Raw genomic sequence first — 20,848 nt, 5'->3', positions numbered from 1 at the left:
GCGCCATGAAAGCAATCGCCTTTACCCAACACGGCTTGCCCATCGAAGACCCGAACGCGCTGATGGACATGGATCTGCCCAGGCCCACTCCAGGGCCGCGTGACCTGCTGGTCGAGGTCAAAGCGATTTCGGTGAATCCGGTCGACACTAAAGTGCGCGCAGGTTCCGCCGCAACCGAGCCCAAAGTGGTCGGTTGGGACGCGGTCGGCGTGGTTCGTGAGACCGGCAGCGAGGTCTCGCTTTTCAAGGTCGGCGACGAGGTGTTCTACGCCGGTTCCATCGCGCGTCCTGGCAACTACAGTGAATTCCATCTGGTGGACGAGCGCATCGTCGGCCACAAACCCAAGTCCATCGACAACGCCCACGCGGCCGCATTGCCGCTGACATCCATCACTGCGTGGGAGCTGCTGTTCGATCGACTGGGCGTTACCGAAGGCGGTGGTGAAGGTGACAGTCTGTTGATCATCGGTGCCGGCGGCGGCGTCGGCTCGATTCTGGTTCAGCTTGCTCGCCAGTTGACGAAGCTGACCGTTATTGGCACCGCGTCCCGTCCCGAAACCCGCGAATGGGTCAAAGGCCTCGGCGCCCACCACGTCATCGATCACAGCCAGCCGCTGGTCGAGCAACTCAAGGCAATCGGCGTTGGCCAGGTCAGCCATGTCGCGAGCCTGACGCACACTGACAGTTATTTTCCTCAACTGATCGAAGCGCTGCGCCCGCAAGGCCAACTGGCGCTGATCGACGACCCGAAAACCCTCGATGTCGTCCCGATGAAACGCAAGGCACTGTCGCTGCATTGGGAGCTGATGTTCACGCGTTCGCTGTACGAAACCCCGGACATGATCGCGCAGCATGAGTTGCTGGACCGCGTATCGGCACTGATCGACAAAGGCGTGCTCAAGACCACGCTGGGCGAGCACTTCGGCGCGATCAACGCCGCGAACCTGCGCCGCGCTCATGCCGTGATCGAGAGCGGCAAAGCCAAGGGCAAGATCGTTCTGGAAGGTTTCTAACCCCCTTTTTTCATCATCAAATGGCCTGCTCCGGCAGGCCACGGAGCACTGTCATGTCCATGAAAAAGCATTTGGCGTGGTCGGCACTGGCCTTGTCAGTCGCACTCGCCAGCCAGACCACGTTCGCAGCCAGCGTTTCGGCCATGCCGGGCAACGCGCCAGCGGAAAAAACCATCGGTCAGTTGGAACAGGTCTTCACCTTTCACGACGCCATGCCGACCGGCGTGACCGTCACTGAAACCGGGCGAATCTTTGTCAACTACCCACGCTGGGGCGATGACGTGCCCTTCACCGTGGGCGAAATTCGCGACGGCAAAGTCGTGGCCTATCCCGATGCTGCATTCAATCGCGAAGATCCGAAAGCACCGGCCAAAGGGCTGATCAGCGTGCAAAGCGTGGTCGCGGACGGCCAGGGCCGAGTCTGGCTGCTCGATACCGCTGCGCCGAACTTCGCCGCGCCCAAAGCGGGCGGCGCCAAACTGGTCGCGGTTGATCTGGCCAGCAACAAGATCGTCAAAACGCTGGTGTTCCCGGCCAACGTGATCCTGCCAAGTACCTACGTCAACGACATGCGCTTCGATTTCCGCACAGGCAAAGAGGGCACCGTTTACGTCACCGACTCCTCGGTTTCAGGCCCCGGCGCAATCATCGTGATGGACATTGCCAGCGGCAAGGCGACACGCCGTCTGAGCGGGGCGAAATCCACGTCGGTCGACCCCGACTTCGTTCCGGTGGTAGAGGGCCAGGCCGCGTTGATCACTAAAGGGCCGGACGGCAAGGCCAAGACCCTGGGCGTGGCGTCCGACGGCATCGCGCTGTCCGCTGACGGCAAGATCCTGTATTTCTGCCCGCTTTCCAGTCGCCACCTTTACTCGGTCCCGACCGCTCTGTTGCGCGACCCGAACGTCGGCGAAGCGCAGCTGGCAGCGGCCGTGAAGGATCTCGGCGAGAAAGGCGCCTCGGACGGTCTCGAAGCCGACGCCAACGGCGCCGTGTACGCCGGCGATTACGAGCACAACGGCATTCGTAAACGCCTGGCCGATGGCAGCTGGCAGACCATCGTTCATGACCCTCGCGTGCTGTGGCCGGACACGCTGTCGGTCGGCCCGGATGGCTACCTGTATTTCACCGCCAACCAGTTGCAGCGTCAGGCGGGTTTTCATGACGGCAAGGATCTTCGCGAAAAACCTTACAGCCTGCTGCGCGTGAAGATTGACGCCGCGCCGGCTCCCACTCGCTGACAGAGGGCCAGGGCCATGAAACCGGTCATTCGTCTGGGCAACATCGATCTGAGCTTTCACGCCGCCAGCGCCGCAGTCGTGCAGCGGATTCTGGAGCGGCACGGGTACGAGGTGATCATCAGCACCTCACCCCACGAAACAATGTTTCTGCGTTACGGCGCGCGCGAGGTCGACATGCTGGTGTCAGCCTGGCTGCCGGCCAGCCATGGCGGCTACCTCGCGCCCCACGCCGCGAACACTCGCAAGCTGGGCGTGCTGTATCAGCCTTATTGCATCTGGGGCGTGCCCGAGTATGTGCCGGTCGACCAGGTCGCCAGCGTGATGGACCTGGCTCGACCAGAGGTGGCATCGCGGATGAGCCATCTGATTCAGGGCATCAATCCGGGCGCCGGTATCAGCCGGTTTTCCAGGGCGATGGTGGAGCAATATGGCCTGGCCGAGTTGGGCTACCACTTTGAAAACGGCAGTGAAGCCGACTGTTTCACTCGCTTCGAAAAGTCTGTAGAACGCCGCGAGTGGTTCGTGGTGCCGCTGTGGCATCCGCAGTTTCTGCATCACCGTTACGCCATCCGCGAACTGGCAGAACCCAAAGGACTGCTCGGCGGCCAGGACGACGCCACGTTGATCGTGCGTGAAGAAGTGGCTCAGCGCATGGCGCCCGAACTGCTCGATGAACTCACTCGCCTGTCCCTCGGCAACGCCGTGGTCAGCGAGCTTGATTACCTGATCTGTCGCGAAGGCTTGGCGCCGCTCGCGGCGGCCGATACCTGGCTTTTTCGTCAATCTGCCTGACCTTTTGAATTCGGAGAACACCATGCAACTCACTGCTCTGGCTAAATCCCGCTACACCACCAAGGCGTATGACGCCACCCGCAAGATCCCGCAGGAGACCATCGAGACGCTGCTGGACCAGTTGCGTCACAGCCCTTCTTCGGTGAACTCGCAGCCGTGGCATTTCATCGTCGCGTCTGACGATCAAGGCAAAGCGCGCGTGGCCAAAGGTGCCGAAGGCGGTTTCGTGTACAACGAGAGCAAGATTCTCAACGCCTCCCATGTGATCGTGCTCTGCACGCGCACCGAGATGCCCGAAGCTCACCTGCAAGCGGTACTGGCGCAGGAAGAGCGCGACGGGCGCTTTGCCAACGACGAAGCCAAGGCCGGTCAGGACAAATCCCGCCGTGGCTACGTGAACATGCACAAATTCGATCAGAAGGACGTGCAGCACTGGATGGAGAAACAGACCTATCTGGCGCTGGGCACCTTGCTGTTGGGCGCGGCTTCTCTGGGTGTGGACGCCACGCCGATGGAAGGCTTCGATTTCAAGAAGCTGGACGAAGAACTGGGCCTGCGCGACAAAGGCTTCACCAGCCTGGTGATCGTCAGCCTGGGCTACCGCAGCGAAGGCGATTTCAACGCCAAACTGCCGAAATCGCGTCTGCCGGCCGAGTCGGTATTCACCTTCCTGTGATCCGGCGTCACGCCGGGATCTGAAACAGGGCTTGCAGCAGGAGCGTGCCTGCCCGCGACAAAAACGTGCGACGACGCAGATGCGTTGGAGGCACGACGAGTCGCGGGCAAGCGCGCTGACCATTGCGGCGCTCGGTGAAAATTCACGCCCGAACCGTTCCCCGCCCGGCACCTCTCATTTGCCCCATCGCCGCCGCTCTGCTAGTGTCGCGCCGGTTTAACGTCTACCGGGATAGCCGCCATGGCCCGCAAGAAAGCTGCACTGGATTTCGAACAGTCCCTCACGGATCTGCAAACGCTGGTCGAGCGTCTGGAGAACGGCGAGCTGTCGCTGGAAGATTCGTTGACCGCTTTTGAACAAGGTATTCGCCTCACGCGTGAATGCCAAAGCGCCCTGGCTCAGGCCGAACAGAAGGTCCAGGTTCTGCTGGAGCGCGATGGCGAACTGGCCGAGGAACCCTTCGACGCGGAACAGCCCGAATGATTGCCGAATATCAGGCCTCCAGCCAGGCTCGCGTCAATGCGGCGCTGGAAGACCTGTTCGATGCACCCGCCCCTGAACTGACCCGTCTTTATGCCGCCATGCGCTACAGCGTGACCAATGGCGGCAAGCGCGTGCGCCCGCTGCTGGTCTACGCCGCGTGCGAAGCGCTGGGCGGCAACGCCGAACAGGCGAATGGCGCCGCCTGCGCCGTCGAGCTGATCCACGCATATTCGCTGGTCCACGACGATTTGCCGGCCATGGACGACGATGATCTGCGTCGCGGCATGCCGACCACCCACAAGGCGTTCGACGAAGCCTGCGCGATCCTCGCGGGCGATGGCTTGCAGACCCTGGCGTTCAGCGTGCTCAGCGACAGCCGGCTGACGCCGCAGGACGCCGACACCCGCCTCAAGATGGTCGCCACCCTCGCCCACGCGGCCGGGCCTGCGGGCATGGTGGGCGGGCAGGCGATCGATCTGGGATCGGTCGGCATGAAACTCGACCAGACCGCGCTCGAGTTCATGCACCGTCACAAGACCGGCGCGTTGATCGAAGCCAGCGTCAGGCTCGGCGCCCTGGCCAGCGGCCGTGCCAGCAAAACACAGCTCGACTCGCTGCAGATCTACGCTCGCGCGATAGGCCTGGCCTTCCAGGTGCAGGACGATATCCTCGATGTCGAAAGCGATACCGCGACCCTCGGCAAACGTCAGGGTGCAGACATCGCCCGCGACAAGCCGACCTACCCTGCGCTGCTGGGTCTGGATCAAGCCAAACAGTACGCGCTGGAATTGCGCGATCAGGCGCTGGTGGCGCTGCGACCTTTCGACGCGGCAGCCGAGCCACTACGGGCGTTGGCCCGGTACATCGTCGAACGCCGCAACTGATTGCCCGTCCCGGTCACGCTGCGATCAGGCGGGTTTTCCCTTGCCTGACCGGGCACCGCGCACATTTTTCTCATCCGATGGATTTATCGCGCCCGCGCGCGCTCCTACAAGAGCGTCCGCCGCTCAAACAGACCGAGCTGAGCATCGCATTGCTGTCCCGCGTGGGCAGCTTGCGATGCATCAGGTAAACTGCCGCCTCTTTTACTTATAACGATTCGCCTGATGCCCACGACGTTCAAAGAGATTCCCCGCGAGCGCCCGTCCACGCCACTGCTCGACAAGGCAGCGACGCCGGACGGCCTGCGCCGGTTAGGTGAAGCCGAGCTCGAAGCCCTGGCTGATGAACTGCGCCTGGAGCTGCTCTATACCGTTGGCCAGACGGGCGGCCATTTCGGCGCCGGCCTTGGTGTCATCGAACTGACCGTTGCCCTGCATTACGTCTTCGATACCCCCGACGACCGGCTGGTCTGGGACGTCGGTCATCAGGCGTACCCGCACAAGATCCTCACGGGTCGTCGCGAGCAGATGTCGACACTGCGCCAGAAAGGCGGCGTGGCAGCGTTTCCGCGCCGCAGCGAGAGCGAGTACGACACCTTCGGTGTGGGCCACTCCAGCACCTCAATCAGTGCTGCGCTGGGCATGGCCATTGCCGCTCGCCTGCAAGGCAGCGAGCGCAAGTCGATCGCGGTCATCGGCGATGGCGCCCTCACCGCGGGCATGGCGTTCGAGGCGTTGAACCACGCGCCGGAAGTCAACGCGGACATGCTGGTGATCCTCAACGACAACGACATGTCCATCTCGCGCAACGTGGGCGGACTGTCGAACTATCTGGCGAAGATTCTCTCCAGCCGCACGTACGCCAGCATGCGAGAAGGCAGCAAGAAGGTGCTCTCGCGTCTGCCCGGCGCGTGGGAAATTGCCCGCCGCACCGAGGAGTACGCCAAAGGCATGCTGGTGCCGGGTACGCTGTTCGAGGAGCTGGGCTGGAATTACATCGGCCCGATCGATGGCCATGATCTGCCAACGCTGATCGCCACGCTGCGCAACATGCGCGACCTCAAGGGCCCGCAGTTCCTGCACGTGGTCACCAAGAAGGGCAAGGGCTTCGCGCCGGCGGAAGTCGATCCGATCGGCTACCACGCCATCACCAAGCTCGACCCGCTCGATGCGCCGGCCGAGCCGAAAAAAGCCAGCGGTCCCAAGTATTCCGGTGTTTTCGGCCAATGGTTGTGCGACATGGCCGAGGCTGACGAGCGCCTGGTCGGCATCACGCCGGCCATGAAGGAAGGCTCTGATCTGGTGGCGTTCAGCGAGCGCTTCCCCGAGCGTTACTTCGACGTCGCGATCGCCGAGCAGCACGCCGTGACCCTTGCGGCCGGTATGGCCTGCGAAGGCAGCAAACCGGTCGTGGCGATCTATTCGACGTTCCTGCAGCGCGGCTACGACCAGTTGATTCACGATGTCGCGGTGCAAAATCTCGATGTGCTGTTCGCCATCGACCGTGCCGGTCTCGTAGGCGAAGACGGTCCGACTCACGCCGGCAGCTTCGATCTATCTTACCTGCGCTGCATCCCCGGCATGCTGGTGATGACGCCAAGCGACGAGAACGAACTGCGCAAGATGCTGACCACCGGGCACCGCTTCAACGGCCCTGCCGCCGTGCGTTACCCACGCGGCACCGGCCCGAATGCCGTGATCGAAAGCAGCCTCGAGCCGCTGGAGATCGGCAAGGGCATCGTCCGCCGTCAGGGCAGTAAAGTGGCGATGCTGGTGTTCGGTGTGCAGTTGTCCGAAGCGCTGGTCGTCGCCGAGAAGATCGACGCGACCGTGGTCGACATGCGCTTCGTCAAACCGCTGGATGAAGCGATGGTGCGCGTGGTGGCCGCCAGCCACGATCTGCTGGTCACGATCGAAGAAAACGCGATCATGGGGGGCGCAGGCGCGGCGGTCAGCGAGTTCCTCGCACGGGAAGACATTCTCAAGTCGGTGCTGCATCTGGGTCTGCCGGACGTTTACGTCGAGCACGCCAAACCTGCGCAAATGCTCGCGGAATGCGGACTGGATGCCGCAGGAATCGAAGCGTCGATCAACGAGCGTTTGCAAAAAATCCAGAACGCCTGACTGCTCCTCTGTTCATTCCCGCGCTCGGCGTGGGAACGATCACTGAAACCGCGTTTCATGCAGGAGCGCGCTTGCCCGCGATAGATTTTTCCGACGACGGAGACGTGTCGGATGGACTTTCGCATCGCGGGCACGCGCGCTCCTACAGAGATCGCGTCAGACAAGAACAAACATGACCCTGCCCCGCTTTATCCTCACCCTGTCTCTGCTGCCCGCGTCCCAAGCCTTCGCCGACCTGCCCGACCGCGAAAACGCGCTCAAACTCCCCGACGTGCTGATCAGCGCCAATCGCCAGGTGGAACAGCGCGACGCCAGCACCGCCGCGAACACGGTGTTCACGCGCCAGGACATCGAGCGTCTGCAGCCGACCGACCTCACCGACCTGCTCAATCGCGTGCCGGGCGTGCAAATCGCGCCCAGCGGCGGACGCGGCAGTCTGCCCGGCATCTACATCCGCGGCACTAAAGCCGCGCAGAGCCTGGTGTTGGTGGATGGCCAACGCATCGCCAATGCCACGTCGGCCGACAGCGCGCTGCAATACCTGAGCGTCGATCAGATCGAGCGGGTGGAAGTGCTGCGTGGCTCGCGTTCAGTCGTCTACGGGGCCGACGCCATCGGCGGCGTGATCCAGATCTTCACCCGACGCGGCGCCGAGCAAGGCCTGCAAGCGCGTGTGCACAGTGGTTTCGGCAATCGCGACAGCTGGCAGCACAGCCTGGGACTGTCAGGCGGGGACGACCGGACGCATTTCAACCTCAGCACCAGCCTCGACGAGACGGCAGGCATAAACCGCACGGGGCCATCGTTCGCCAGCGATGCCGATCACGATGCCTACCGCAACACAGCGTACAGCCTGAACCTCAGCCACTGGCTGAGCGATGACGTGGAAGTGGGCCTCAACGCGCTGGATAACCGGGGCAAGACCGAGTTCGACAATCCGTTCGGGCTGTTCGACCCGGTCACCTTCAACACCGTTGGCCAGCAGCAGTACAGCGATTTCGAGCTGAGCAGTCTGGGGACTTACATTGATGCGCGCGTCAATGAACGCTGGAAAACCCGCCTCGAGGTCGGGCACAGCGAAAACCGCGAGAAGACCTTCGACAAGCTCAGCGACGATCGCTATGTCTTCAACACCTACCGCGACTCGATCAACTGGCAGAACGATCTGACTCTTGATGCGCGCAACAGCCTCATGCTCGGCGCGGACGCCTACGAAGACCGGGTCAACAGCAGCACCGCGTTCGACGAAGACAGCCGATGGAATCGTGCTGCGTTCGTCCAGCATCGCTACAAGGGCGACGGATTCTCCACGGAGCTGGGCCTGCGTCACGATCAGAATCAGCAGTTCGGCAGCCAGAACACCTGGAGCGGAACATTGACCTTAGCGCTCAACGACGCCAATGACCTGTTGGTTTCCTACAGCGAAGGCTTCCGTGCGCCGACCTTCAACGATCTTTATTACCCGGACTTCAGTAACCCTAATCTCAAGCCCGAGCATTCGAAAAGTTACGAGCTGCAGTGGCGAAGCCGCTTGAGTGATACGAGCAAGCTGGAGGCGTCGCTGTATCGCACCGACCTGCAGGACGCCATCGCGCTGGACAGTGACTTCCGACCGCAGAACATCGCTTCGGCGCGAATCAATGGATTTGAAGCCGCGCTGGAGCAACAGCTGTTCGGCTGGACCGGGAAGCTGGGCGCCTCGATCATCGACCCGCGCGACCGAGACACCGGCCGCACGCTCAACCGGCGTGCACGCAGAACGCTGAATCTGGACCTGGATCGTCAATTCGATCGGCTCGGCGTAGGCGCCAGTTGGCAGGCGGTGAGCAGCAGCTTCAACGACGAAGCCAACACTCAGGCTATCGGCGGTTACACTCTGTTCGGTGTGCGCAGCAGCTGGAAAGCCAGCGACGAGGTAAAGCTGGAATTCAAGTTGGATAACGCCTTCGACAAACGCTACAGCCGCACGCTGTACAGCTTCGATGGCGGCAATTATGGCTATCGCGAAGAAGGCCGGACGTGGATGTTCGGCGTCACCTGGACGCCTGAGTTATGACTCGCCACAGCATGCCGCCACTGGCGCCGTCTGGTCTTTAGAAAAACGGCAAGTCACCTGTGGAAGTAAGCTTGCTCGGGGCCGCCATCGGATGAAGACTGATTCCAGCCACTCCCTCTCCACAGCATGCACCGGCCTCTTCCCGGCTGAAGCCGGTCCTACAGACGTCCTATGCTTTCGTAGGACCGGCTTTAGCCGGTCGGGCAGACGCCGCAAGGTTTTCGTAGGACGGTTTTAGCCGGTCGGGCAGACGCCGCAAGGTTTTCGTAGGACGGTTTCAGCCGGTCAGGCAGGCACCGCAAGGTTTTCGTAGGACGGTTTTAGCAAGTCAGGCAGACGCTGCAAGGTTTTCGTAGGACGTTTTTAGCAAGTCAGGCAGACGCCGCAAGGTTTTCGTAGGACCGGCTTTAGCCGGGAAAGCGTCGGGTGTTACGCCGAAAGGGCATTGGAGGCGGTTGGCTCACTCCCAAAAAAGCATCAACGTCGGCACGTTCAGCGATCTGACGATATCGCTTCACACAATTTCGCAACGGCCTCGATCATCTGCCCGCTGGCGCGCTCCAGGCCTTTGTCGGGCACGGACAGCAAACGCTGCGCCCTGACTGCTTTCAATTGAGGCCATGCTGTCCAGGCCTTCAACAGCGCGGCATCACTCGCCACGATCACATCGGGATCACGCTGCAATACCGACTCCAGACTCACCTGCGGCGCTGGCAGGGTCAGGTCGTCGAAGACATTTCGCGCACCGCACACGCTCAGCGCATCACTGATGATCTGCCCGCCCCCGACCGTATACAGCGGCCGGTCCCATACCTGATAAAACACGTGCATCGGGGCGTCGCGCTGATAACGCTCACGAAGCCCGGACAGCCGCTGGCGAAATTCACCGGCCAGCTGACGCCCACGTTCGCCCCGGCCCAGGCGCTCGCCGATCTGTTCGATCTGATCCGCCAATTGCTCCAGCGTATGCGGCTCTGTGACGAAGGTCGGAATGTTCAGCCGTTGCAATTGATCACGCTGCGCGACGCCAACACTGCCGGGCCAGAGCAACAACAGATCAGGCTGGAGGCTGAGCAGCCGCTCCATTTCCAGTTGGCCGTAACGACCCACCGAGGGCAACGCCTGTACCTGCGCGGGACGTTCGCCGCCGTCAAGCACGCCAACCAGCAGATCGGCCGAATTGAGTTCGATCATGATTTCAGTGAGCGATGGCGCGAGGCTGATCACGCGCTCGACGGCCAGCGCACGGCTTACCATCAGCGCCAGCAAGCAGGCGATGAACAGGCGCATCAGGCCAGCTGACGAGGAATGCGATAGAGGTACAGCAGAACAACGCTGGAGAGCGCCAGCAACGCGAGCGCCACGGGCTCCAGATAAGCGAAGACCGCCAGCGCCGCAATCCACGCGGGCAGGCCTGCAGCGAGGAAGGCCACGCGCCGGTCGGCGGCCAGTTTCAGCCAGGCCGCAGGCTCTGCAGGGGTGTCGAGCGCCTTCTGCATTGCGATCAGAGAGCGCTTGTACACACCGAATGGCTTGAGGCTGACGAACATCGACGCGACGCCCGCGATGAACAATGGCATGGCGAAAACCGTAGGACCGGTCGCCTCGCCGCCGCCGAAGAACATACAGAGCACCAGTAACGGGCCCAGGGTCAGGGCCATCTGCCGCCACCAGGCCAACGCCAGGCGACGGCGCACATTACCGCGTGTCACGCAGGATCGACCTCGCTTTGATGCTCATTGCCCATCATGTGGCCGAGTTTGCCGGCCTTGGTCGCCAGATAAAGTTTGTTGTGCGGGTTCTGGCCGGTGTGCAGCGGCACGCGTTCGGCCACGTTGATACCCATGTCAGTCAGCGCTTTGACCTTGCGCGGGTTATTGGTCATCAGTCGAAGCGATCTGATGCCCAGATGCTCGAGCATCGGCAGGCAAATGGCGTAATCGCGCTGGTCAGCGGCGAAGCCCAGACGCTCGTTCGCTTCAACCGTATCTGCACCGCCGTCCTGCAATTCATAGGCACGGATCTTGTTCATCAAGCCGATGCCACGCCCTTCCTGACGCAGGTAAAGCAACACACCACGACCTTGCGAGGCGATTGCGCGCAAGGCCGCTTCCAGCTGGGAGCCGCAGTCGCAGCGCTGACTGAACAAGGCATCGCCGGTCAGGCATTCGGAATGCACGCGCCCCAGCACAGGGGCGCCATCTGACACATCACCGAGGGTAAGTACGACATGCTCGCGACCGTTTTCCTCTTCGAGGAAACCGTTCATTGTGAAAGTGGCAAAAGGGGTAGGCAGCTTGGAAGCCGCGACAAATACGACGGGCACCGTGTGCTCCTGATCAGTATGAGGGCTGGAAATTCGCAAGGCCGCATTGTAACAGCACGTTCCAGCAGACGCTTAGGCTGAATTGTCGGCTATTCAGATCAGGAAGTTTGATCATTGTCCGGCGCTGCCAGCGCTGTGAACATCGCTTGCATCGAACGGATAAGGCTGCTTCCAGCGAGCGAATATCGGCTTCAGCCGGCCGGACCGCACCAGACGCGCCATGCGCTCATCGAACACTTCCCGCAAGGCACGGCCGCGAGCGTTATCGGCAAAACTCAGATACAGCGGGATCGCGGTCAGGTACGTCGTGCGGTAACTCTGAGGGGCTTTGGTCTGGCCGAGGATGAAGTCGACTTCCGGCTTGGCATCAATGTACAGATCGGCGCGGCCGTGTTCGAGCATTGAAAGGATGTGGTCCCGGCGCGCCACTTCATTGAAATGCACCACGTTGGGCAGGTAGTGCTGGAACTCGTATCCGCGGACCCAAGCCAGGCGGTAGCTGCCCAGGTTCTGCAGGGTCGGCGCAGGGTGGGAAGCCAGCCCCAATGCGTAGACTTCATCGATGTCGTAATGCCATTTCGGATACAGCGTGCCTTCGACCTCGTTCTCGTAGGCGCCGACCCAGGCATCGGCCTCACCTCGCTGCACCAGCCCGACCGCCCGGGTGTAGGGCTCGATACGGGACTGCACCTTGACGCCAGCGGGCTCGAACACCTCTCGCATCAGGTCCCAGCCCAGGCCGGTCCCGTCGGCTTCGGTGTAGGCATTCCATTGCTCGCTGACCAGCACGATGTCGTCGGGCTTCTCGGTCCGAAGGTCGCTGCCGCCTGGCTCCGCGGCCACGCAAAGCCCCGTCGCCAACAGCGACAGACCCAGCAGCAAGACCTTCCCGATACCGCCCATGAGTGTGGTTCCTATATCACTCCCCACAGCCAGACTAGACCCTGCATCGCCATCCAGGCAAAAACCCCGGCCAGAACGTCGTCGAGCATGATGCCGACGCCTCCGTGCACGTGCTTGTCGATCCAGTGAATCGGCCAGGGCTTGAGGATGTCGAAGAAGCGGAACACCAAAAACCCGACCAGCAGCCAGACCCAGCCTTCCGGCACGAGCCAGAGCGTGATCCACATCCCGACCATCTCATCCCAGACGATGCCTTCGTGGTCATGCACGCGCAGATCATCGGCCACCTTGCCGCACAGCCAGAAGCCGAACAGCATGGTGATCCCCAGCATCAGCCAGTAACCCCAGTCCGGCAGCATCTGCCACAGAGGAATAAAAGGCACCGCGACCATCGAGCCCCAGGTTCCGGGCGCTTTGGGCAAGGTGCCTGAACCGAAACCGAAGGCCAGAAAATGCCAGGGATTGGTCCAGACCGACGGAGGAACGTTCTCCGCCGGGACCTGATTAGGATGATCTGTCACCGTGTCTCCCGAAAATGTTGGTAGCCCCGAGTCAACGGGGTGACGTCCTGGCCCAGGTCGTCGAGCAATGCCACGCCCTGGCCTGCAACCACTTGGCCGATCACCGATATGGGCCAGCCCGCCGACGTCAGATTAACAAGCCGCGATGGTGGCAGGGTAAACGCGAGCACGTAGTCATCGCCGCCGCTTAGAGCGGCATTCAGCCCTTCGTCTCGTCCGAAAAATCTCAGCAGCGCGTCGGACATTGGAATTCTGTCCCGCTCAATCAACAAGCGAACGCCCGATGCCACGGCAATATGGCCGCAATCGGCCAGTAAGCCGTCAGAAATGTCCAGCGCCGACGTGGCGTTGCCGCGCAGTGCCTGACCCAGCGCCAGCTGCGGCTGGGGCGACCAGTACCGCGCCAGCAGGGCCTGAGTGGTAGACGCCTCGCTGCTGCGCTGGTTCAACACCAGTGGCAGCGCACCGGCGCCATCGCCCAGCGCGCCACCCACGCAGAGCAGATCGCCAGCTCGCGCACCGGCACGTGTCAGCGCCATGCCCGCAGGCACCGCGCCGAACACCGTGACGGTGATGCTCAGCGGTCCGCGCGTGGTATCGCCGCCGATCAGACGCAGCGAGCAGCCCTGCGCCATCAGATTCAAGCCGCGCGCGAACGCTTCCAGCCAGGCGGCAGAAACTTCCGGCAGGGTCAGGGCAAGGGTGAATGCGAGGGGTTTGGCGCCCATGGCTGCCAGGTCGCTGGCAGAAACGCCGAGGGCACGCTGGCCCAGCAAGAAAGGATCGCAGACGTCGGGGAAGTGCATCCCGGCGACCAGTGTGTCGGTCGAGACTGCGAGTTGTTCGCCGGCAGGCACCGCCAACAGGGCGCAATCATCACCGATGCCCAAGGCAACGCCTTCGCCGGGCTGCGCGCAGGGCGCAGCGGCGAAGTAATTGCGGATCAGCTCGAATTCGCCCATGGCGTCATACGCTCCGGTCTGGAAATCCAGACGCCTCAGCGCTTGTGAGCCTTCACTTCGACTTCGCGCAGACGCGGAGCCAGCTTGTCGAGTACGCCGTTGACGAACTTGTGACCATCGGTCGAGCCATAGACTTTCGCCAGCTCGATGCCTTCGTTGATGACCACGCGATACGGCACGTCGATGCGCTCGAGCATTTCCCAGGTGGACAGGCGCAGTACCGCCAGTTCAACCGGGTCCAGCTCGTCGATGGTGATGTCCAGGCAAGGGGTCAGCGCGACGTCGATCTCGACCTTCTTCGCAGGAACCCCGTGCAGGATTTCGCGGAAGTAAGCGGCATCGACGTCACTGAAATCGTTGTCGACCCGAAACTGGGCTTCGATCTCGTTCAGCGACTGCTTGGCCATGTGCCATTGATACAGTGCCTGCATGGCAAGCTTGCGCGCGGCACGGCGCTTTTCGCTCTTGGAGGGCTTGCCAGCATCGGCCGGGCGAGGGTCGCGCGGGTTGAACTGATCGCTTTCGTCGTTAATCACTTGGCCTCCAACTGCGCCAACAGGCTGACCATCTCGATGGCGGACAGGGCAGCTTCAGCGCCTTTGTTACCGGCTTTGGTGCCGGAACGTTCGATGGCTTGTTCGATGGAATCGACCGTCAGTACGCCGAATGCGACCGGAACGCCGAACTCCATGGAAACCTGGGCCAGGCCTTTGGTGCATTCGCCAGCCACGTATTCGAAGTGCGGAGTGCCGCCGCGGATGACAGCGCCCAGGGCGATGATCGCGGAGAATTCGCTGCGTTGCGCAACTTTCTGCACCACCAGCGGGATTTCGAAAGCGCCAGGCGCGCGGATGATGGTGATGTCGCTTTCGCTCACGCCATGGCGAACCAGGGCATCAACGGCACCGCTCACCAGGCTTTCCACGACGAAGCTGTTGAAGCGGCCAACCACCAGGGCATAGCGACCTTGGGGGGCGATGAAGGTACCTTCGATGGTCTTCAGGGTCATTCGGCTGAGTCTCGTGTTCTCGTATTAAAGAGCAAGCAAGCGCGCATTCGACGCGCGCGTGCAGGGATTTTAGGCCACGAATCGGCGACCGCAGGGACAAAAGCCGCGAAAACCCGGCGGGCTTCACGGCTGCTGACCTGCCGGTCTTTATTCGGAGGGCACGTATTCTACAACTTCCAGATCGAAACCGGATATCGCGTTGAACTTCATTGGCGAACTCATCAGGCGCATTTTGCGCACGCCAAGGTCGCGAAGGATCTGCGAACCGGCACCGACCGTGCTGTACGTGGTCGGCGTCTTGATCGGCGAGCCACCGGCGGTTTCCCGTACATGGGCCAGAACGGCATCGCCGTCAAGGGGATGCCCCAGCAGCAGAACGACACCGCTTCCCGCCTCGGCCACCGCAGTCATCGCGGCGCGCAGGCTCCAGCGGCCGGGCTGCTTGACCATCAAAAGGTCGCGCACGGGGTCCATGTTATGAACCCGCACAAGCGTCGCTTCTTCAGCGCAAATCCTGCCCAGCGTCAGCGCCAGGTGAACGTCGCCTTCGACCGAATCGCGGTAGGTCACCAGGTTGAACTGGCCCAGTTCACTGTCCAGCGGCTGTTCGGCAATCCGCTGAACGGTACGTTCATGGATCATCCGGTAATGGATCAGGTCGGCAATGGTGCCGATCTTGATGTTGTGTTCGGCAGCGAAAGCTTCGAGTTCCGCACGACGGGACATGGTGCCGTCGTCGTTCATCACTTCACAGATGACGCCGGTCGGCTCGAATCCGGCCATGCGCGCCAGATCACAGGCCGCTTCGGTGTGACCGGCGCGGGACAACGTGCCGCCAGCCTGTGCCATTAGCGGGAAGATGTGGCCGGGGCTGACGATGTCTTCAGCCTTGGCATCCTTGGCGGCTGCGGCCTGCACGGTGCGCGCACGGTCAGCGGCGGAGATACCGGTGGTGACGCCCTCGGCGGCCTCGATGGAAACGGTGAACTTGGTGCCGAAGCCCGAGCCATTGCGCGGCGCCATGAGCGGCAGCTTCAGCGTTTCGCAGCGCTCGCGAGTCATCGGCATGCAGATCAGGCCACGTGCGTAACGGGCCATGAAGTTGATGTGCTCGGCCTTGACGCATTCGGAAGCCATGATCAGATCGCCTTCGTTTTCGCGATCTTCGTCATCCATGAGGATAACCATCTTGCCTTGGCGAATGTCTTCAACCAGTTCTTCGATGCTATTGAGCGCCACTCGGCACCCCCTTCGATTCAGGATTTGAGGTAGCCGTTGGCGGCCAGAAAGCTTTCGGTGATGGTGCCACCCTGGGCAGGCGTCGGGTCGGCGGCCTTGTCACCGAGCAGCAAACGCTCCAGGTAACGCGCCAGCAGGTCGACTTCCAGATTGATCTTACGGCCCGGGCGGTAGTCGCCCATGATGGTTTCCGCCAGCGTGTGAGGGACGATGGTCAACTCGAACTCGGCGCCGTTAACGGCGTTCACGGTCAGGCTGGTGCCGTCGACGGTGATCGAGCCCTTGTGCGAGATGTACTTGGCCAGCTCGCGGGGCGCGCGCATGCGAAATTGAATCGCGCGGGCATTTTCTTCACGGGACAGCACTTCGCCGACGCCGTCGACATGACCGCTGACCAGATGCCCGCCCAGGCGAGTGGTCGGGGTCAGGGCTTTTTCCAGGTTGACGCGGCTGCCGGTCTTGAGATCGACGAACGCGGTCACATCGAGGGTTTCGCGGCTGACGTCAGCCCAGAAACCATCGCCTGGCAGCTCGACGGCGGTCAGGCAAACGCCGTTGACCGCGATGCTGTCGCCGAGCTTGACGTCGGAAAGGTCGAGTTTGCCGGTCTCGACATAAACGCGGACATCGCCGTCTTTAGGAGTAATGGCGCGGATGCTGCCGATGGATTCGATAATGCCGGTAAACATGGGTCCTCCGGGAGAACAGGGCCAGCGCAGAAAGCGAAAGCCGGAATTATACGCTCGGGCCGTGAGCAGGTATCGCAATGACTCGCCAGTCATTACCGACCGCGCGCATTTCGATGATTTTCAGCTCCATCGCCTCGCTCATCTGCGCCAGCGGCAGGTCCAGTAACGGGCGGGCCGATGAGCCCATGAACTTGCCGGCGACGAAAATCTGGAACTCGTCGACCAGACCCAGACGGGTGAACGCGCCCGCGAGTCTGGGGCCCGCTTCTACCAGCACGTCGTTGACGCCACGGGACGCCAGCTCGACCAGCAACTTGCGCAGATCGACATGCCCTCCACTGCTCGCCAGTGCGAGCATTTCGTGGCCTTCCTCGTGATACCGCTCGCGCGCCGAAGCGGCCGCGCAGGTGACGACCAACGCGCTGCCGGCCTTGAAAAAGGGCGCATCGAGCGGAACCCGCAGACGCCCGTCAATCAACACGCGCAGCGGCGGACGAGTGACCGCCAGCGCCGTCAATTCCGCACTGAGGTCCAGCTCGTCGGGCCGAACGGTCAGGCGCGCGTGGTCGGCCAGCACCGTGTCGGCACCCGTCAGCACCACGCTCGATTGCGCCCGAAGACGCTGCACCGCCGAACGCGCTTGAGGTCCTGTGATCCACTGGCTCTGACCGCTGGCCATGGCCGTGCGGCCGTCCAGACTCATCGCCAGCTTGACCCGCACGTACGGCAAGCCGTGTTCCATGCGTTTGAGAAAGCCTTTGTTGATCGCCCGCGCTTCACCCTCCAGCACGCCGCTCTGCACGGCGATGCCCGCGCTCATCAAACGCAGAAGCCCTCGACCGGCGACATCCGGGTTGGGGTCCTGCATCGCGGCGACGACACGCGCAACACCGGCATTGACCAGCGCGTCCGCGCACGGCGGGGTGCGGCCATGGTGGCTGCACGGTTCAAGGGTGACGTAAGCAGTGGCGCCCCTGGCTTTTTCCCCCGCATGGCGCAGCGCGTGGACCTCGGCATGGGGCTCGCCCGCACGCACGTGCCAGCCTTCGCCGACAATCTCGCCGTCACGCACGATCACGCAGCCAACGCGCGGATTGGGGTGCGTCGAGTAGACGCCCTTGCGCGCCAGCTCCAGCGCTCGCGCCATATAGGCGGCGTCGAGCACGCTCTGCTCTGTGGGGGACATGCTCACTCTTTAACCGGCTCGCGGGCCAGTCGGTCGATTTCTTCGCGGAATTCGTTGAGGTCCTGGAACCGTCGATACACCGAAGCAAAGCGGATATACGCCACTTCGTCGAGTTTCTGCAGTTCGCCCATCACCAGTTCACCGACGATCAGCGACTTGACCTCGCGCTCGCCGGTCGCACGCAACTTGCTTTTGATGTGGGCCAGCGCCGCTTCGAGACGCTCGACGCTTACAGGGCGCTTTTCCAGCGCGCGCTGCATACCGGCGCGCAGCTTTTCTTCATCGAATGGCTGTCGGCTGCCGTCTTGCTTGATCAGACGCGGCAGGACCAGCTCGGCGGTTTCAAACGTGGTGAAACGCTCGCCGCAGGCGACGCATTCGCGACGTCGGCGAACCTGATCGCCTTCGGCAACGAGGCGCGAGTCAATGACTTTGGTGTCGTTGGCACCGCAAAAGGGACAGTGCATGGTGGCAGGCAACAAAAAAAGGGAGGGCCATGGTAGCGCATCCCGCTGGCAAGACAAGTCCGGGCCTTTGAGGTATACAGACGCCCATTCGCTGCAGCCAAAGTCGCCGCCCTCGGCGATACTGCTGATGCCCACCCGTATTTTGTTTTGCTGGAGCTGTTCATGACGCTACGTACGCTTGCTGTAATCAGCCTGGTCGGCCTGCTGGCTGCCTGTAGCACCGCTGAGCCGCCCAAGCCCGCCGCCCCGGCCAAACCTGCAACCAACGCCATCAAACTGCCGGACAGTCCGGGGCCCTTGCTGCCTTATCAGCGGGAATTGAGCGGCCAGTTGCTCGGTGTTCCGGCAGGCGCCGAGGTGGAGCTCGCGCTGTTGGTGATCGATGATCGCAATCGCCCGCAAAAACTGCTGAGCAGCACCAAGCTCACGGGCAACAATCAATCCCTGCCGTTTCAGTTGCGCTTCAATCCCGAAGCGTTTCCCCATGGCGCCCGCGTCGAGCTGCGTGGACGGGCCAGCCAGTCCGGGCAATTGATCCTGCATCTGCCCTCGGTGCTGATCACTCAGCCGACGACGCAGGCGCTGGGCCAGTTGCAGTTCGCTCCGGCGCCATGACTGCGCCGTCTCACCTACAAGCTGCTCTGAGCGATCTGTTGGGTGACGCACGTCTGGTGGCCGAAACGCTGCCCGACACCGATCTGAAACTGTGGCTGATCGACGCCGACAACATGGATCGCGCGTTCAGCCCCGAAGAAACCCGACGGATTCTCGAAGAGCCGCCTTACTGGAGTTTCTGTTGGGCAAGCGGGCTGGCAATGGCCCGGTTCCTCGCCGAACACCCTCAATGGGTCGAGGGCAAGCGCGTGCTGGATTTCGGCGCAGGTTCAGGCGTGGCCGGCATCGCGGCAGCGAAGGCTGGCGCGATGGAGGTGGTGGCCTGCGATCTTGATCCGGTCGCCCTCGCCGCTTGCCAGGCCAACGCCGAACTCAATGATGTGCAGCTGGGGTATTCGACGGATTTTTTCGCGGAGACCGATCGTTTCGATCTGATTCTGGTGGCTGATGTTTTGTACGACCGAGCGAATCTGCCTCTGCTGGACCAGTTCCTGACCCGCGGCAGCCAAGCGCTGGTCGCGGATTCGCGGGTGCGGGATTTTCAGCATCCGCTGTACCGACGGCTGGGCATTCTCGAGGCGCTGACACTGCCCGATCTGGCTGAGCCTTGGGAGTTTCGCAGAGTGAGTCTGTATCACGCGGCGCGCTGACCGGCGACTCAATGATGAACGCTCTGCCGGGGCGAGATTTCTGTCGCGCCAGTGACCCCGCTTCCGACAATCCCCGCAGCCCTTTATAGTTGCCGTCATTAGCGCCTATTTCGAGATTTGTGATGAGCCAGGAAACGCCGTACATCTTCGATGCGACCACCGCCACGTTCGATCAGTTGGTCATCGAAAACTCCTTCCATAAACCGGTGCTCGTGGATTTCTGGGCTGAGTGGTGTGCGCCGTGCAAAGTGCTGATGCCGCTGCTCAAGCAGATTGCCGAGAGCTACCAGGGCGAACTGCTGCTGGCCAAAGTCGATTGCGACGCCGAGCAAGACATCGTCGCCCGCTTCGGGATTCGCAGCCTGCCGACGGTCGTGCTGTTCAAGGACGGCCAGCCGGTGGACGGGTTTGCCGGCGCGCAGCCTGAATCCCAGATTCGCGCGTTGCTCGAGCCGCACGTGCAGATGCCGCCGCCCGCTGCAGCCGACCCACTGCAGACCGCGCAGGAGATGTTTGCCGCGAGCCATTTCGCAGAGGCTGAAGCTGTTCTGCAGACCATCCTGGCCGAGGACAACACCAACGCTGCCGCGCTGATTCTGTATGCCCGCTGCCTGGCTGAACGTGGCGAGCTGACCGAGGCGCGTGCCGTGCTGGATGCCGTGAAGGGCGACGAACACAAAGCCGCGTTGGCCGGTGCAAAGGCGCAATTGACCTTTCTGGGTGAGGCCGCAGCGCTGCCGGATGTCGCAGACCTGAAGACGCGTCTGGCGCAGAATCCACAGGACGATGAGGCTGCGCATCAGTTGGCGATCCATCAGTTGTCGCGTCAGCAGTACGACGCAGCACTGGAAGGCTTGCTCAAGCTGTTCATCCGCAACCGCAACTTCAACGAAGGCCAGCCGCACAAGACGTTGCTGCAAGTGTTTGACCTGCTCGGCAATGATCACCCACTGGTCACGACCTACCGTCGCAAGTTGTTTGCTGCGCTTTACTGACCTCACTCAGGTCCACGGGG

Annotated in this window: 23 protein-coding genes; 11 read left to right on the top strand and 12 right to left on the bottom strand. The window is 62.2% G+C overall.

The window, feature by feature from the left end; all coding sequences use genetic code 11:
- Positions 1–5 precede the first annotated feature (5 nt).
- The 8 genes from BMZ10_RS25450 (at position 6) to BMZ10_RS25415 (ending at position 9,266) form a co-directional block, all read left to right on the top strand.
- Positions 6–1,013, top strand: coding sequence for a zinc-binding alcohol dehydrogenase family protein (locus BMZ10_RS25450; RefSeq protein ID WP_093468985.1), 1,008 nt, complete (start codon positions 6–8; stop codon positions 1,011–1,013).
- A 143-nt stretch (positions 1,014–1,156) separates the two neighbouring features.
- Complete coding sequence (locus tag BMZ10_RS25445) at positions 1,157–2,254, top strand: L-dopachrome tautomerase-related protein (RefSeq protein ID WP_256214591.1); 1,098 nt, start codon at positions 1,157–1,159, stop codon at positions 2,252–2,254.
- Positions 2,255–2,269: 15 nt separating this feature from the next.
- Complete coding sequence (locus tag BMZ10_RS25440; protein ID WP_093468980.1) at positions 2,270–3,046, top strand: glycine betaine ABC transporter substrate-binding protein; 777 nt, start codon at positions 2,270–2,272, stop codon at positions 3,044–3,046.
- 22 nt (positions 3,047–3,068) lie between these two features.
- Entirely contained in the window at positions 3,069–3,722 is a 654-nt protein-coding gene (nfsB, locus tag BMZ10_RS25435; RefSeq protein ID WP_093468977.1) for an oxygen-insensitive NAD(P)H nitroreductase, read from the top strand.
- Positions 3,723–3,962: 240 nt separating this feature from the next.
- Positions 3,963–4,205 (top strand): exodeoxyribonuclease VII small subunit, encoded by a 243-nt coding sequence (locus BMZ10_RS25430; protein ID WP_062384761.1) that lies wholly within the window; start codon positions 3,963–3,965, stop codon positions 4,203–4,205.
- The gene (ispA, locus tag BMZ10_RS25425; protein WP_093468974.1) at positions 4,202–5,089 is read left to right on the top strand and encodes a (2E,6E)-farnesyl diphosphate synthase; all 888 of its coding nucleotides are present in this window, start codon (positions 4,202–4,204) and stop codon (positions 5,087–5,089) included. Before BMZ10_RS25430 ends, ispA begins: the two co-directional genes overlap by 4 nt.
- Positions 5,090–5,311: 222 nt before the next feature.
- Positions 5,312–7,210 carry a 1-deoxy-D-xylulose-5-phosphate synthase gene (gene dxs / locus BMZ10_RS25420; RefSeq protein WP_093468971.1) on the top strand — a complete coding sequence of 633 codons (1,899 nt, stop codon included), beginning with the start codon at positions 5,312–5,314 and terminating at the stop codon, positions 7,208–7,210.
- A 172-nt stretch (positions 7,211–7,382) separates the two neighbouring features.
- Complete coding sequence (locus tag BMZ10_RS25415) at positions 7,383–9,266, top strand: TonB-dependent receptor domain-containing protein (RefSeq protein WP_093468968.1); 1,884 nt, start codon at positions 7,383–7,385, stop codon at positions 9,264–9,266.
- Between the two features lie 492 nt (positions 9,267–9,758).
- Here BMZ10_RS25415 and BMZ10_RS25410 read toward each other — a convergent pair whose 3' ends face one another.
- From BMZ10_RS25410 to nrdR, 12 genes are all read right to left on the bottom strand, one after another.
- Positions 9,759–10,556 (bottom strand): cobalamin-binding protein, encoded by a 798-nt coding sequence (locus BMZ10_RS25410; RefSeq protein ID WP_093468965.1) that lies wholly within the window; start codon positions 10,554–10,556, stop codon positions 9,759–9,761.
- Complete coding sequence (locus BMZ10_RS25405; RefSeq protein ID WP_093468963.1) at positions 10,556–10,978, bottom strand: MFS transporter; 423 nt, start codon at positions 10,976–10,978, stop codon at positions 10,556–10,558. Before BMZ10_RS25405 ends, BMZ10_RS25410 begins: the two co-directional genes overlap by 1 nt.
- Positions 10,975–11,592, bottom strand: a complete 618-nt coding sequence (gene ribA / locus BMZ10_RS25400) for a GTP cyclohydrolase II (RefSeq protein WP_093468960.1) — start codon at positions 11,590–11,592, stop codon at positions 10,975–10,977. Before ribA ends, BMZ10_RS25405 begins: the two co-directional genes overlap by 4 nt.
- A 111-nt stretch (positions 11,593–11,703) precedes the next feature.
- Complete coding sequence (locus tag BMZ10_RS25395; RefSeq protein ID WP_093468957.1) at positions 11,704–12,495, bottom strand: substrate-binding periplasmic protein; 792 nt, start codon at positions 12,493–12,495, stop codon at positions 11,704–11,706.
- A gap of 11 nt (positions 12,496–12,506) precedes the next feature.
- Positions 12,507–13,016: a phosphatidylglycerophosphatase A family protein gene (locus BMZ10_RS25390; protein WP_093468955.1), complete on the bottom strand. Its 510-nt coding sequence runs from the start codon at positions 13,014–13,016 to the stop codon at positions 12,507–12,509.
- Complete coding sequence (gene thiL / locus BMZ10_RS25385; RefSeq protein ID WP_093468952.1) at positions 13,013–13,978, bottom strand: thiamine-phosphate kinase; 966 nt, start codon at positions 13,976–13,978, stop codon at positions 13,013–13,015. Before thiL ends, BMZ10_RS25390 begins: the two co-directional genes overlap by 4 nt.
- A gap of 35 nt (positions 13,979–14,013) precedes the next feature.
- On the bottom strand, positions 14,014–14,514 hold the full coding sequence (gene nusB / locus BMZ10_RS25380; RefSeq protein ID WP_093468949.1) for a transcription antitermination factor NusB: 501 nt from the start codon (positions 14,512–14,514) through the stop codon (positions 14,014–14,016).
- The gene (gene ribE / locus BMZ10_RS25375) at positions 14,511–14,987 is read right to left on the bottom strand and encodes a 6,7-dimethyl-8-ribityllumazine synthase (RefSeq protein ID WP_074756916.1); all 477 of its coding nucleotides are present in this window, start codon (positions 14,985–14,987) and stop codon (positions 14,511–14,513) included. Before ribE ends, nusB begins: the two co-directional genes overlap by 4 nt.
- A gap of 147 nt (positions 14,988–15,134) precedes the next feature.
- Positions 15,135–16,226 carry a bifunctional 3,4-dihydroxy-2-butanone-4-phosphate synthase/GTP cyclohydrolase II gene (gene ribBA, locus BMZ10_RS25370; protein WP_093468947.1) on the bottom strand — a complete coding sequence of 364 codons (1,092 nt, stop codon included), beginning with the start codon at positions 16,224–16,226 and terminating at the stop codon, positions 15,135–15,137.
- A 17-nt stretch (positions 16,227–16,243) separates the two neighbouring features.
- The gene (locus BMZ10_RS25365; protein WP_093468944.1) at positions 16,244–16,915 is read right to left on the bottom strand and encodes a riboflavin synthase; all 672 of its coding nucleotides are present in this window, start codon (positions 16,913–16,915) and stop codon (positions 16,244–16,246) included.
- A gap of 46 nt (positions 16,916–16,961) precedes the next feature.
- Positions 16,962–18,101: a bifunctional diaminohydroxyphosphoribosylaminopyrimidine deaminase/5-amino-6-(5-phosphoribosylamino)uracil reductase RibD gene (gene ribD, locus BMZ10_RS25360; protein ID WP_177182222.1), complete on the bottom strand. Its 1,140-nt coding sequence runs from the start codon at positions 18,099–18,101 to the stop codon at positions 16,962–16,964.
- 2 nt (positions 18,102–18,103) lie between these two features.
- Positions 18,104–18,568, bottom strand: coding sequence for a transcriptional regulator NrdR (nrdR, locus tag BMZ10_RS25355; RefSeq protein WP_165869747.1), 465 nt, complete (start codon positions 18,566–18,568; stop codon positions 18,104–18,106).
- Between the two features lie 162 nt (positions 18,569–18,730).
- Between nrdR and BMZ10_RS25350 the strand changes: the two genes are divergently transcribed.
- The 3 genes from BMZ10_RS25350 to trxA all read left to right on the top strand — a co-directional run bounded on the left by BMZ10_RS25350 (position 18,731) and on the right by trxA (position 20,828).
- Positions 18,731–19,183 carry a YbaY family lipoprotein gene (locus BMZ10_RS25350; protein ID WP_093468938.1) on the top strand — a complete coding sequence of 151 codons (453 nt, stop codon included), beginning with the start codon at positions 18,731–18,733 and terminating at the stop codon, positions 19,181–19,183.
- Positions 19,180–19,833 (top strand): class I SAM-dependent methyltransferase, encoded by a 654-nt coding sequence (locus BMZ10_RS25345; protein WP_093468934.1) that lies wholly within the window; start codon positions 19,180–19,182, stop codon positions 19,831–19,833. The genes BMZ10_RS25350 and BMZ10_RS25345 overlap by 4 nt, the downstream gene beginning before the upstream one ends.
- 122 nt (positions 19,834–19,955) lie before the next feature.
- Positions 19,956–20,828 (top strand): thioredoxin, encoded by an 873-nt coding sequence (trxA, locus tag BMZ10_RS25340; protein WP_093468931.1) that lies wholly within the window; start codon positions 19,956–19,958, stop codon positions 20,826–20,828.
- The last annotated feature ends 20 nt before the right edge of the window (positions 20,829–20,848 follow it).

The organism is Pseudomonas sp. NFR16 (assembly GCF_900108875.1).
GTDB lineage: Bacteria > Pseudomonadota > Gammaproteobacteria > Pseudomonadales > Pseudomonadaceae > Aquipseudomonas.
This window is presented reverse-complemented; position numbering and strand designations above follow the sequence as displayed.

Excerpts from the sequence above, each read along its gene's own strand:
- nfsB (WP_093468977.1), top strand. The coding sequence starts at position 3,069 with ATGCAACTCACTGCTCTGGCTAAATCCCGCTACACCACCAAGGCGTAT.
- BMZ10_RS25345 (WP_093468934.1), top strand. The coding sequence starts at position 19,180 with ATGACTGCGCCGTCTCACCTACAAGCTGCTCTGAGCGATCTGTTGGGT.
- BMZ10_RS25445 (WP_256214591.1), top strand. The coding sequence starts at position 1,157 with ATGCCGGGCAACGCGCCAGCGGAAAAAACCATCGGTCAGTTGGAACAG.
- trxA (WP_093468931.1), top strand. The coding sequence starts at position 19,956 with ATGAGCCAGGAAACGCCGTACATCTTCGATGCGACCACCGCCACGTTC.
- nrdR (WP_165869747.1), bottom strand. The coding sequence starts at position 18,568 with ATGCACTGTCCCTTTTGCGGTGCCAACGACACCAAAGTCATTGACTCG.
- BMZ10_RS25410 (WP_093468965.1), bottom strand. The coding sequence starts at position 10,556 with ATGCGCCTGTTCATCGCCTGCTTGCTGGCGCTGATGGTAAGCCGTGCG.
- dxs (WP_093468971.1), top strand. The coding sequence starts at position 5,312 with ATGCCCACGACGTTCAAAGAGATTCCCCGCGAGCGCCCGTCCACGCCA.
- BMZ10_RS25440 (WP_093468980.1), top strand. The coding sequence starts at position 2,270 with ATGAAACCGGTCATTCGTCTGGGCAACATCGATCTGAGCTTTCACGCC.
- ribD (WP_177182222.1), bottom strand. The coding sequence starts at position 18,101 with ATGTCCCCCACAGAGCAGAGCGTGCTCGACGCCGCCTATATGGCGCGA.
- thiL (WP_093468952.1), bottom strand. The coding sequence starts at position 13,978 with ATGGGCGAATTCGAGCTGATCCGCAATTACTTCGCCGCTGCGCCCTGC.
- ribE (WP_074756916.1), bottom strand. The coding sequence starts at position 14,987 with ATGACCCTGAAGACCATCGAAGGTACCTTCATCGCCCCCCAAGGTCGC.
- BMZ10_RS25450 (WP_093468985.1), top strand. The coding sequence starts at position 6 with ATGAAAGCAATCGCCTTTACCCAACACGGCTTGCCCATCGAAGACCCG.
- BMZ10_RS25350 (WP_093468938.1), top strand. The coding sequence starts at position 18,731 with ATGACGCTACGTACGCTTGCTGTAATCAGCCTGGTCGGCCTGCTGGCT.
- ispA (WP_093468974.1), top strand. The coding sequence starts at position 4,202 with ATGATTGCCGAATATCAGGCCTCCAGCCAGGCTCGCGTCAATGCGGCG.
- BMZ10_RS25415 (WP_093468968.1), top strand. The coding sequence starts at position 7,383 with ATGACCCTGCCCCGCTTTATCCTCACCCTGTCTCTGCTGCCCGCGTCC.
- BMZ10_RS25365 (WP_093468944.1), bottom strand. The coding sequence starts at position 16,915 with ATGTTTACCGGCATTATCGAATCCATCGGCAGCATCCGCGCCATTACT.
- BMZ10_RS25430 (WP_062384761.1), top strand. The coding sequence starts at position 3,963 with ATGGCCCGCAAGAAAGCTGCACTGGATTTCGAACAGTCCCTCACGGAT.
- BMZ10_RS25395 (WP_093468957.1), bottom strand. The coding sequence starts at position 12,495 with ATGGGCGGTATCGGGAAGGTCTTGCTGCTGGGTCTGTCGCTGTTGGCG.